The organism is Pseudobdellovibrionaceae bacterium, from assembly GCA_020635075.1.
Taxonomy (GTDB): Bacteria; Bdellovibrionota; Bdellovibrionia; order Bdellovibrionales; family UBA1609; genus JADZEO01.
Genome location: JACKAM010000002.1, coordinates 468,256 through 480,603 on the forward strand (window position 1 = coordinate 468,256; position 12,348 = coordinate 480,603).

The window sequence follows — 12,348 nt, forward strand, 5'->3', positions numbered from 1 at the left end:
GGCTCCCTATGGAGGATACAGGGTTTAGCTATGGATGCAATGGGTGAATTTAAAGCCAGGGTTCGCGACTTGACACCAAAGGGACTCGGAGTCATCGACCACCCCGATGGCCGGGTTGTTTTCGTACCCGGAGTGTGGCCTGGTGATACAGGCCTGTTTCGCGTGACGAAAATGGAAAAGCGCTATGGATTTGGCGATTTGATCGAGTTGATCGAGCCAAGCCCTGAGCGACGGACACCCCCCTGCCCCCACCAGGGTTTTTCGGCAGGAGATTGCGGTGGCTGCCCGTGGATGATCGCCACCTATGAAGGTCAGCTGGCAGCAAAACAAAAATTGGTGAAGCAGTCTCTGGATCGAGCTCTGCAGGGCTTTGACCCGTCCGTGATTACGTCCATTCAGGGCTCTCCTCAAGAACTGGGATTTCGCAATCGGGCCCAAGTTAAAACCGATGGCCAGCAGATCGGCTTTGTTTCATCAGGCAAGAAGACTCTGGCTCCCATTAAAGACTGCCTGATTTTGACCGACAAAAACCGGCAGACCCTCAAAGAACTGCTAGCCCGCTTACCAAATTCTGAGTGGAAACCGCCCAAGCATTTTCTGTGGAGCTTCTTGGAGTTTGATGAGGACATTGGCGCGGATGAAGTCCAGGCCAATCAGCGCCGCTCTTTTCGCCAAGGCAATCAGGAGCAGAATGAATATATGCAGAACTGGTTGCGTGAAGTGATGAGTCCCCAGCCCAAGCAAGAGCCCGTTCTTGAACTCTTTTGTGGTTCGGGGAATTTCACCGAGATTCTCTCTCAACTCGGTTTCACAAGTGTTCTTGCTATCGACTCCAGCGCGCCCGCCGTTAGTGAATTGGAAAATCGACACCTTGAGGGTGTAAAGACTGGATGTGCGGATTTACGGGAAGGCAGCTCCTTAAAAGGGCTTCTCAAGGACTGGGGACAAATCCCAAAAGCACTTCTTCTCGACCCTCCTCGCGGTGGATATCCTCAGATCAAAGAGCTGAGTGATACCCTAAAGGACTTGGAGCAAATCATTTACATCTCCTGTGACGTTCACGCCTTTGCCCAAGACGCCAAAGGCCTACAAAACCTCGGCTGGCAATTGACCCAGGTGCAACCTCTTGACCAGTTTCCCCACACCCCCCATATTGAAATCCTCAGTCTATTCTCCCGCCAACCAGGTGCCAAAAATGATTGAAGTTCAAATTGGAGACATTACCACTTTTGACACTGACGCCATCGTCAACGCGGCCAACACCACATTGCTCGGCGGCGGAGGAGTGGACGGAGCCATTCATCGTAAGGCCGGCCCTCAGCTTTTGGAAGAGTGTCGGGCTGTTGGTGGCTGCCCAACGGGAGAGGCCAGAATCACCAAAGCCTATCAACTCCCCTGCAAATGGGTTATTCACACTGTCGGTCCGGTTTGGAGTGGCGGTCAACGGGGCGAGCCCGAAAAACTAGCCGACTGCTACCGCAACAGCCTTCTGCTGGCGGCAGAAAATGATGTCACCAGTATTGCCTTTCCCAGTATCAGCACTGGGGCCTATCGATTCCCCAAAGATCTGGCAGCACAGATCGCCACCAGAGAAGTACAAAGCTTCCTTAAAGCCCATTCTGGGTCTGTGAACAAAGTGGTCTTCGTCTGTTTTGATCAAGAGTCCTTTGATCTCTATCAGAGCCTGTGTTTCTAACTTACAGCTCAGTTTTCTTTTCCATAACCGCAAAGTACAGAGGCCCAAACTGACACTTATCGGGCAAGTGTATCCAACCATACTCCGTCCGTTCTGCGAATGGGCTTGGTTGAGGGGTTTCCACTGAGGAGACAAGCGGTTTTTTCTTCAATGCCCGGGCAATGACCTGATCGTTTTCCTCAGGACTGAGAGCACAAGTGGAATAAACCAATCGGCCACCAGGCTTCAGCGCCTCAATCCCCGAAGCCAAGAGACTGTATTGTTTCTTTGCCAATGACGAAACCCTCTTTGGCTTCCACTGATTTATCTCTTTGGTGTTGGCCAATAGATGTCTCTCTCCTGAGCAAGGAGCGTCCAGCAGGATTCGGTCATAGGATTCTTTGGCCATGAGGCCAAAACGGAGGGCGTCTTTGCCTTTGACGAATACTCTTTGGCGAAGGGTCTTAGGTACATATTGTTGAATCACTTTGGTCAACCTGGCTCGCCTCGCCGGAGACAGTTCGTTGGCCTCAAGCAAGCCCTCCTGACCCAGTGTCTGGACCAATACCAGGGTCTTCCCACCAGGTGCGGCGCACATATCCAATATCTGATCACCGGGATTCACCATGAGTGCTCGGGCGACGAGAACCGAGGCCGGATCAAGGACGTAGTACCTGAGAAGCCCGTCATCATCTCTCTCTGTCGGCCAATTTGCCCGCTCTGCCGTCATCCACCAACATCCGGGCAACCATTCCACATCCCCGGTTTCCTGAGCAAAAGGGGCAAATAGCACCTGAGCCTCCTTTTGTTCCAGTGATTTCAATAATCCGGGCCACCGATCCCCGTAGACCTGCTGGTAGTAGTCATTAAATTGCATGGGAGGCTGTGAAACCAATGGACCTTCTCCTAATTCCTTCCTATCATTTCATCGTATCCAGTAATCAGTAAAGATCAGGATTTCATCGGGGAGGAAATCATGAAAAAAAATCATCACCATTGGCTCGTCACTCTGGCCCTTGCTCTGTTCCTAGTGCCCGGGATTTCCTATGGACAAGACCTGGATTTTGACAATATCGACAAGTCTGACTTGGAAAATATTATTGGTGACCTGTCTGCCAACTTTGCCCACACCACAGTGAGCGGCGGCAGTGCTTTGGGAGCTGTTTTTGGCTTTGAACTAGGGGTTGTTGGCGGCGTGACTTCGACTCCCGGAGTGGACAAGTTAGTCAAGGAGACTGATCCCAATGCCGACAGCGCGGCTCTCCCCCACGCTGGCCTTCTCATTCAGTTTTCTGTTCCCATGGGAGTCACTGTTGAAGCGAACCTGATCCCTTCTTTCGGTAGTGAAGATTTTAAGTTCTCCAACACTGGTATCGGTGTGAAATGGACAATGACGGACTCGGTCCTCAGCCTGCCATTTAACTTGGCTCTCAAAGGCAATATGACCAAAACAGAGCTTAAATTTGAAACTGTGATTAATAATGCCAGTACTGGCAATATTCCCGTGGACTCAAAGCTTGAATTCTCAAATACCACCATGGGCCTGGCTGCCGTAATCAGTAAGAATTTTCTCATTTTCGAACCCTATTTTGGCTTTGGTTTTGTTAATTCCGATGGCGATCTCAGAGTGGATGGCACTGGAAGCATATTCGATACCACCCTTACCACAGGCCAGTCTGCGGGAGCCAAAAACAGCGGAACTCATATGTTCCTTGGGGCGGAACTCGATTTGTTCTTCCTGAAGCTTGGCATCGAATACGCCAAGATCATCGATGCTGACAGATACACTGGAAAACTGGCATTTTCATTTTAAGTTGATCGGCTGATTATGTCCGAGTTTGATTGCTCAATTGCTGAACGCTGCTCTGGCTGCCCCTGGCACGCAATTCCCTATGCCGACCAGGGGCAAAAGAAAGCCAATGAGCTGCTGGAACTACTAAAACAACAAGAAATCCACCCTTTAATTGAACCAAAGATGATTTCACCTGGCCCGCAAGGCCTGCGAGATCGGGTGGACCTGGTTATCATGCAACAAGACGGGCGAGCGACGATTGGTCTGTATCGACCAGGCAAAAAGACTGTGGCGGACATGAATTCCTGCCCCCAGATGTCGCCGGCTCTGCAAGACTGGTTTCAGACATTTCGTCAAAACTTGCCAGCCATTACCAAAGGCTCCGTCCGGCTAAGGGTGGCACCCGACGGCACTCGCGGCGTGTGGCTCGATTTTGCCAATATCGATGTCAAAATACTCCTCGATGAAGGCGGGTGGCTTAGGTCCTTGATGGAATTGGCCATCGTTGAAGTGGGGCAGCGAAAGAAACGCCTCGTAGAAGTGGATGGTCGCCTAAAGCTGCAGGACCCAGAGTTTTTTCCCTGGTTTGAAACCCTTCATCCTCAAGGGTCGCCCATTCCTCTTTATTCAAGTATTGCCACTTTCACGCAGCCCGGGTTTGAGGCTAATCGAGCCTTGGTTGGCGAAGTACTAAGTGCAGTTGGCCAACTGGAGGGCCGCCGCTGGTTGGAGCTTTTTTGTGGCATCGGCAATTTCACCCTCCCCCTGGCAGCATCTGGTCTTGAGGTGACCGCCTTTGAGGTTGATCGTCTCGCTCTCAACGGACTGGAAAAATCTCAAGGCTCTATTGGGGGTGACCTGGATTTGCATATCATTGCCGGCAATGCCTATCGTATCGCTGGATTACCTCCACTGCACGACTACGACGGCATCTTGGTTGATCCACCCCGCTCGGGCCTAAAAAACGTCCTTCAACACCTCCAGAATCATCTCCAACCGGCTCGCCCCGCCTACCTGGTCTACGTTTCCTGCTACACTCCAGCCCTGGTTCAGGATTTGAAAGTTCTCGTCGATCTGGGCTATTCGATCACGGCCATTTCGGGGGTTGATCAGTTCCCTCAAACTCCCCATTGTGAGTGGGTGGTCACACTCCGCCGCTCAGATCTCATCTGTTAGCATTTGAGTTTCCCAAAAATATTAAGGTTCTGTTTTGATTTCCCCATGGGACTGTGGCAGAAGTAGCAGCTTATGGATATTCGAAATCTTGCCATTATTGCCCATGTGGACCATGGGAAAACGACGCTGATTGACGGGCTCTTTCAACAGGCCGGGGTCTTTGAAAGTCACCAAAGGGTTGAAGACCGGGTGATGGACTCGGGCGAGCTGGAAAAAGAGCGGGGAATTACCATTACGGCCAAGAACGCCTCCCTAGTTTGGAAGGGCACGCGGATTAATTTGGTGGACACCCCCGGCCACGCGGACTTCGGTGGCGAGGTGGAAAGAGCCCTTTTTATGGTGGATGGGGCCTTGCTGCTCGTTGATGCGGCTGAAGGCCCTCTGCCTCAGACTCGTTTTGTATTGCGCAAGGCCCTTGAGCGGGGAATCAAGATTATCCTTTTGATCAATAAAGTCGACCGTCCTGACGCCCGTATTGAGGAAGTGGAAGAAAAGGTTCTCGAACTGTTTTACGATGTGGCGACTGATGAAAGTCAGGTGGAGTACACGACCATCTATGCCAGCGGCAAACACGGCTGGGCAACTCTCACCAAAGGTGAACAGGGAACCGACTTCTCCCCACTCCTTGACCGGATTCTAGAGGAGATGCCTCGCCCCTCTATTGATGAAAACGGTCCTTTTAAGATGATTGTGGTCAATCGGAGTTATAACTCCTTTATGGGTCAAATTGCCATCGGCCGGATTCAGTCGGGCAGCATTAAAGAGGGGCAGCGGGTTCAGCTGATGGGCGAGTCCAAAAATACCCCCTTCACGGTCACCTCTCTTGAGACCTTTGCGGGCTTGGGTACTGAAAAGGTGCCTGAACTCAATGCTGGGGATATTGCCTTGATCGCTGGAGCTGATGCGCCAAAAATTGGTGACACGATTGCTGAAACCGGCGTGACCGAGGCTCTACCCAGAGTTAAAGTTGATCCGCCAACAGTGGCGATTCGCATTTCAGTCAACACCTCGCCGTTTTCTAATAAAGACGGGACTTATTTGACCAGCAGAAAGCTTGAGGAGATTTTAGAAAAGGCCTGTCTGCAGAACGTGGCCCTCTCCCTTGAATCCACAGAGTCCAACGAAGTGTTTTTGTTAAAGGCACGAGGGGAACTGCAGATCGTGATTGTTCTGGAAGAAATCCGTCGAGGCGGCTTTGAACTCATGGCCGGTCGCCCTGAGATCCTCCCCTTGGAAAAAGACGGGGCAAAGTGGGAGCCGGAAGAGACCTTTTTTATCGACATTCCCGAAACCATGATGGGACGAGTGACAGAGATTATGTCTTCCCGAGGTGGACGCCTGCAAAACATTGAGAAGTTCGAGTCTTCCTCCCGCTGTCGTCTGGAGTTTGATATCCCTTCACGAGGACTGATTGGATTGAGATCCACTCTGCTTACTGAAACGCGCGGAGAAGCCATTTATTCCAGCACCTTTAAACGCTACATCCCCTACATGGGAAAGCGCTTTTCACGCTCCACAGGGGCCATCGTCTGTGATCGCAATGGGACAACGACAGAATATGCCCTGTTTGGATTGGAAGACCGAGGTCGACTGTTTGTGGCCGCCGGCACCCCTATTTATGAGGGAATGATTTTTGGTGAAAACAACCGGCTGAACGATCTCAACGCCAATCCGACCAAGGAAAAAAAGCTCACCAATATGCGGGCCTCGGGTTCTGATGACTCAACAAAACTCAGTCCCATTAAACCCATGTCCCTTGATGAAGCCCTGGATTGGATTGACGAAGACGAATGGGTGGAAATCACCCCCAAAAGCATCCGCGTGCGGAAGATGATCCTGCAGACCAACCAGCGGCAAATTATTCGCCGCCCGCAAGAAGAGGACAGGTAACTCGTCTTTCCTTTTTAGCGATGAAAACCGTCTGGATCGTCGTCATCGTCATCCGTAATCTGGATTTCTTCCCGCTCGATTGGATCCTGCTCGTAGATGACATCGGGACGATTGCTTGTCGGCTTTTCCGGGGGCGGCTCAGTAGACTCGAAGTTATCAATGCGTTGAGTGAGATCCCCATCAAAAGCATCTTCAACCTCTTCCGTTTCATCAATGCCTCGGTTTTTAGCCGCCAGCTTTTCCCAGTTGCCTCCGTCGAATTCCTCACTACCATCACTGTCTTCACCGCCCTCATCCGAGTCTCCATCGTCAGACTTGGGGCCCGGGGTCGGCAAACTGGAGGCTATTGGGTCGTCGGTGATCAGGAAAAGGCCGTCAAAGGCGTTAAACCACATCACCATTAAAAAGGCGCCAATGGGAATATAGGGCACCAGCAAATTAAAGCTGATGTCATAGATCAGAATGCCACCGCCCCAAACGATCAATACCAGGACCGGGTTGAGAAAAATTGCCCTTACGGTCAAAGCAATTGCTTGGATAAAGTTGAGAGGAGAAAAAATCAGGATCGGGGTCACACCAAAAAGGAAAATCATGTTTACTAGGGTGGATATAATGACCACCGTATTGTGAAACTCCAGACTCATTTGATATTTAATTGGCTGCCGGTACATATATTCAACGGCACCAATTGAGACCCAACACACCAAGCTGAGAAAACAAACCGGCATCAGGCGAACGGCCAATCGACTCTCGGAAAATGGCAGGAATAGATCCCACCAGGAGATGGCTTTGTAGCGAAGAATTCGAAAAATCATGATAAAGCTGCCGGCCACCATGATGGGCAGGATAAAACCCGAAAATACCCGGGCAAAAGGGGAGAGATAACTGGGCATGATGGCGCCAAGGGCGAATAGGATAAAGGCCCCACACAAATAGAAGGGTCTTTTACGAAAGATGCGCCAGCTTTTTTGTAGCCACTGAATAATCTCCCGCGGCTGGGCCACTTTGGCTACCATAGACTGCGATCACCCTCCCTCTAAAATTAAACCCTGCGCCAGACAACTTTGCCACTGCTGTCGCCCCGCGGCCAAAACCCATTTTCCCATGGCTCGCCAGGAGAGTGGATTCAAGCAAGATTCACAGCGTAAACTTCAATTTCCCCCTACCTTCGTCCCGAGTTTTCTGGCACGATTGCCGGTCCTTGGAGGTTAAAAATGAAGACAATCGGTGAGTATTCCACCCATCTTCCCCATACAATTGGCCGACAAACTTCTATTGAGAAGGCTCGTGAAATGATGGAACAAAACAAGTGCCATCATTTGCCTGTTTTGGATGGTGGAAAGCTTGTTGGCGTGTTGAGCTCTACTGATTTGGCTCGTGCCCATGATGAGTCCGCTCATGTTTCTGACATCATGACGGACGAACCTTTGGTCGTAAACCCCGAGGACGGAGTGAAAGACGTGGTCGGCCGTATGCTGAAGAACTCCTATGGCAGTGCCATTATCTCTGCCAAGGGTGATTCTCCGTGGGCGATCTTCACTTCTATTGATGCCATGAAGCTCTTGCACGAAATGTTGCCTTAATTTTAAGCAACCATTCCGACTGACGCTTCGACTCAGAAATAAGTTAAGAAAAATTGTCATTTAGGGACCTAAGTCGCAAACGGGCTCCAGGCTTTTGGTTACCGATATATGGCGTTTAAATGGGGTCCAGAACACTAGATGTAGGGGATATTTTTTTTGACAGCCAAAAACCCCCATGATCTCTTTGAGGTCACACGGGGTCGGATTTCGCCCAACGATTTGAAAACATAATCTTACAAAACAAGACATCGAGAGAAAGGACAGCGGTATGGATACTCTTCTCAGGGAAGAAGGAAGGAGCAAAAAGTCTCCAAAATCCTCCAAGAAAGCATTGGCCAAGGAGACGCGAGCCAAATTGGATGGCTCGAAAGCAACAGGTGGACAAACCTTTCAACCTTACTTTGTACCAAAGGGCCAGGACCCCTATCAAATGGTCGAGTGGGTCACAAGGTCCAGCTCCATTAAAGACAGCCAGGGTGAATCAGTTTTCGCGATGAAGGACGTTCAAGTTCCTAGCACCTGGTCACAACTTGCAACAGACGTGGCGGTAAGTAAGTACTTCCGCAAAGCTGGTGTCCCCGAGACGGGTCATGAAACTTCAGTACGCCAGCTGGTTTATCGGGTTTCTCATACCATTCGCACTGCCGGTGAAGATATGGGGGGCTATTTCGCTTCAGCAGGAGATGCTGAGCGCTTTGAAAAGGAGTTGGCTTATATCTTATTGACTCAGACTGGTGCCTTTAACAGCCCCGTGTGGTTCAACTGCGGTCTTCACCATGAATATGGCATTGAAGGCTCGGGTGGGAATTTTGCTTTCGACTTTAAAACTGCTGAAGTTGTCGAGCTGGATAACTCCTATGCTCGCCCCCAGTGTTCTGCTTGTTTTATTCAAAGTGTAGAAGACGACCTAATGGCCATTTTCAATTTGGCCCGCCAGGAAGCTCGCATTTTTAAATATGGATCTGGAACTGGTACTAACTTTTCTAAAATCCGTGGCCGTCAAGAAAAGCTCTCAGGCGGTGGTTATAGCTCTGGATTGATCAGCTTCCTGGAAGTTTTGGATCGTGGAGCGGGTGCCACCAAGTCAGGTGGAACCACTCGGCGCGCTGCCAAGATGGTCTGTTTGGACATGGACCATCCAGAAATTGAAGACTTCATTAACTGGAAGGTTAACGAAGAGAAGAAAGTCGAAGTCCTGGTAAATGCCGGTTACACTTCTGACTTTAATGGTGAAGCCTACCGGACAGTTGCTGGACAAAACTCCAATAACTCTGTGCGGATTCCAGATGGCTTCATGAGTGCCGTCCAAAAAGACGACACATGGAAGACCACGGCCCGCACTGATGGCGAGGTCATTCACACCTATCGTGCCCAAGAGCTGTGGCGCCAGGTTGCTTATGCAGCTTGGAAATGCGCTGACCCCGGTGTGCAGTTTGATTCCACTATTCAAAAGTGGCACACCTGCCCCGAAACTGACCGTATTAACGGTAGTAACCCCTGCTCTGAGTATATGTTCCTCGATGATTCAGCCTGTAACCTGGCTTCATTGAATCTAGAGAAGTTCTTGCGTGAAGATGGCTCCTTCGATATCGAAGCCTACCGTCATGCCATTCGCATTGTTTTCACTGCTCAGGAAATCCTGGTGGATTTGAGCAGTTACCCCACCAAGCAGATTGCTAAAAACAGCCACGACTACCGCCCACTGGGATTGGGTTACGCCAACCTGGGTACCATGTTGATGGTCAAGGGACTTTCTTATGACAGCCCCGAGGGTCGTGCCTGGGCCGGCGCCTTGACTGCGATCATGACTGGTGAAGCCTACAAGACCAGCGCCATCATCGCCGGCAGCAAGGGGCCATTTGAAGGTCATGAAGAAAATGCTGACTCCATGTTGCGAGTGATCCGCCAACACGGTGAAAAAGTCATGGAAATTGACAGCTCACTCATCCCCTCTGAAGTCTCTCAGGCCGCTCGCGAATCCTGGTCCGAGGCCTATGATATGGGAAAGATCAATGGATTTAGGAATGCCCAGGCTTCTGTTTTGGCACCCACTGGAACCATTGGTCTATTGATGGACTGTGACACCACTGGTGTTGAGCCTGATTTTGCGTTGGTGAAGTTTAAGAAATTGGCCGGTGGCGGCTACTTTAAGATCGTTAACCAATCCGTACCCCGCGCCCTGAAGACCCTGGGTTATTCTGACTCTGACATTAAAGCCATCGTCACCTATGCGGTCGGGACAATGACCATCGAAGGTGCTCCTCATATTAATGTTGAGTCTCTTAAGGCCAAGGGATTTACCGACGACGACTTTGCTAAAATCAAAGCGGCGATGCCCACAGCCTTTGATGTTCATGCAGCCATTGCCCCCTGGGTATTGGGCGAAGAGAGCATGAAGCGTTTGGGCCTGAACACAGATGCCATTATGTCTGGTCAACAAACCATTCTGGCACATTTGGGCTTTACCCCCCAGCAGATCCGCGAAGCTAATATGGTTGTTTGTGGCCGTCAGACTGTAGAAGGTGCTCCACAGCTTAAAGACGAACACCTTCCGGTTTTTGATTGTGCTAACAAGTGTGGCCCTGAAGGACAACGCTTTCTGGAAGCCATGGCCCATGTGCGCATGATGGCAGCCGTGCAGCCCTTCATTAGCGGTGCGATTTCTAAAACAGTGAACCTTCCTCATGAAGCCACTGTTGAAGATATTCAGCATATCTACGAAGAGTCCTGGAAGATGGGATTAAAAGCCGTGTCGGTCTACCGAGATGGTTCAAAGATGAGCCAACCTCTTCAGGCCGGCTCCAAGGATGCCAAAGAAGAAGAAGAAGAAGCACCCTTGGCCTACACAGAGGCTGATTTCAAAGACGCTTTGGAGACCGCACTGAGCATGGCTCCCGCCCGTCGCCGACGTCTTCCTCAGAAGAGGGGAGGAATCACTGTCGAAGGCCGAGTAGGCGGACACCAAATCTATATTCGCACTGGCGAATATGATGATGGCCGCTTGGGTGAACTGTTCTTTGATATGCACAAAGAAGGGGCCACCTTCCGCAGCCTTCTAAACTGCTTTGCGATTTCCTGCTCACTGGGGCTCCAATATGGCGTTCCTCTTGATGAGTATGTGGATAAATTCACTTTTACCCGCTTTGAACCACAAGGGATGGTGGATCACCCTAACATCAAGCAGGCCACCAGTATTCTCGATTACATCTTCCGCGTGATCGGCATGGAATACCTGGGCAAGACTGACTTTGTTCATGTCAAACCGGTTGAAGCCGACCTGGCCCTTAACCAAAACAATGGGACAGACCGGGACGTGTCTGCGGAAAAGTCTGGAGAGCAATTAAGCCTGTCTGCTGAAAAGGCCGCCGTCACTGAGAAAGCGGCAACAGAGGAACAGGTTGGAGGCTCCCACGATGCACTTGATTCCCATCTTTCAAAAATGATGGGCGATGCTCCCATGTGTACTGACTGTGGTCACGTGACTGTCCGTAACGGCAGTTGCTACCGCTGCCTGAACTGTGGAAGCTCGATTGGCTGCTCGTAAATTCAGTTGGCGACTGACTGCAAAAGGGCGACTTCTGTCGCCCTTTTTTTTTGCTCAATTGCCGAAGGGTTTGCGCGCCCACCCCTGATAGAGGTAACTCCATGGTTTGGGGCCCTTGGCGTAAAAGTTGTTCAGTTCGACAAGGTCGAACCCCACGTTCGCAATGAAGTCATCAATTTTGCGATTGAGATGGCAGCCACCACCAATGCACTTCTGGCAAGGGTTGATTCTCATTTGCCACTTTTGGATATGAGGTTCCGGTGACAGACCGTGTTCCACAAACACCAGCCGTCCCCCTGGCTTGAGAACACGAAGAATTTCCTCAAGCGCCTGATTCAAATCGGCAATGGTACAAAGTGTGAAAGTCGAAAGCACCGAATCAACCGACGAATCCTCCAGAGGGAGTCGACCTGATGGCTCCAAATCAATAAAATCCACCGGTCGGGAAAACTGGGCCAATCTCTTCTTAGCAAGCTTCCGACCCAACTTTGCAGGATCAACCGCAATGAGTCGCGTCACTGCTTCGGGCATAAAGGGCAAATTCAACCCCGACCCAAACCCCACTTCCAGAGTCTTACCTTCGAGGCCAGTGACAAATTTTTCCCGGATTTTCATGACTTCCCGATGACTCATAGTCCAGTCAATAATTCGCGGCAAAATGTGATCCTCATACCAATTCATCCGTTAA

General features: G+C 50.6%; 10 protein-coding genes. 7 read left to right on the forward strand and 3 right to left on the reverse strand.

Annotated elements, in window-relative coordinates; genetic code table 11:
- Positions 1-30 precede the first annotated feature (30 nt).
- Together H6624_11865 and H6624_11870 are read left to right on the forward strand one after the other, a co-directional pair.
- Complete coding sequence (locus H6624_11865; GenBank protein MCB9085037.1) at positions 31-1,203, forward strand: class I SAM-dependent RNA methyltransferase; 1,173 nt, start codon at positions 31-33, stop codon at positions 1,201-1,203.
- A complete protein-coding gene (locus H6624_11870) occupies positions 1,196-1,696 on the forward strand; it encodes an O-acetyl-ADP-ribose deacetylase (GenBank protein ID MCB9085038.1) in 501 nt (166 codons plus the stop codon). The genes H6624_11865 and H6624_11870 overlap by 8 nt, the downstream gene beginning before the upstream one ends.
- Position 1,697: 1 nt before the next feature.
- On the opposite strand, the gene H6624_11875 is transcribed toward H6624_11870, so the two are convergent.
- Complete coding sequence (locus H6624_11875; protein ID MCB9085039.1) at positions 1,698-2,552, reverse strand: RsmB/NOP family class I SAM-dependent RNA methyltransferase; 855 nt, start codon at positions 2,550-2,552, stop codon at positions 1,698-1,700.
- Positions 2,553-2,651: 99 nt separating this feature from the next.
- Here H6624_11875 and H6624_11880 point away from each other — a divergent pair, with 99 nt between their 5' ends.
- The 3 genes from H6624_11880 to typA all read left to right on the forward strand — a co-directional run bounded on the left by H6624_11880 (position 2,652) and on the right by typA (position 6,533).
- Entirely contained in the window at positions 2,652-3,488 is an 837-nt protein-coding gene (locus H6624_11880) for a hypothetical protein (GenBank protein ID MCB9085040.1), read from the forward strand.
- A gap of 15 nt (positions 3,489-3,503) precedes the next feature.
- A complete protein-coding gene (locus H6624_11885) occupies positions 3,504-4,643 on the forward strand; it encodes a class I SAM-dependent RNA methyltransferase (GenBank protein MCB9085041.1) in 1,140 nt (379 codons plus the stop codon).
- A 72-nt stretch (positions 4,644-4,715) separates the two neighbouring features.
- Complete coding sequence (gene typA / locus H6624_11890) at positions 4,716-6,533, forward strand: translational GTPase TypA (protein ID MCB9085042.1); 1,818 nt, start codon at positions 4,716-4,718, stop codon at positions 6,531-6,533.
- A 14-nt stretch (positions 6,534-6,547) separates the two neighbouring features.
- Here typA and H6624_11895 read toward each other — a convergent pair whose 3' ends face one another.
- Entirely contained in the window at positions 6,548-7,549 is a 1,002-nt protein-coding gene (locus H6624_11895; protein MCB9085043.1) for a hypothetical protein, read from the reverse strand.
- 198 nt (positions 7,550-7,747) lie between these two features.
- On the opposite strand from H6624_11895, the gene H6624_11900 reads away from it, so the two are divergent.
- Together H6624_11900 and H6624_11905 are read left to right on the forward strand one after the other, a co-directional pair.
- Positions 7,748-8,116 (forward strand): CBS domain-containing protein, encoded by a 369-nt coding sequence (locus tag H6624_11900; GenBank protein MCB9085044.1) that lies wholly within the window; start codon positions 7,748-7,750, stop codon positions 8,114-8,116.
- Between the two features lie 268 nt (positions 8,117-8,384).
- A complete protein-coding gene (locus H6624_11905) occupies positions 8,385-11,660 on the forward strand; it encodes a vitamin B12-dependent ribonucleotide reductase (GenBank protein MCB9085045.1) in 3,276 nt (1,091 codons plus the stop codon).
- A 54-nt stretch (positions 11,661-11,714) separates the two neighbouring features.
- Here H6624_11905 and H6624_11910 read toward each other — a convergent pair whose 3' ends face one another.
- On the reverse strand, positions 11,715-12,341 hold the full coding sequence (locus tag H6624_11910; protein ID MCB9085046.1) for a class I SAM-dependent methyltransferase: 627 nt from the start codon (positions 12,339-12,341) through the stop codon (positions 11,715-11,717).
- Positions 12,342-12,348 lie beyond the last annotated feature (7 nt).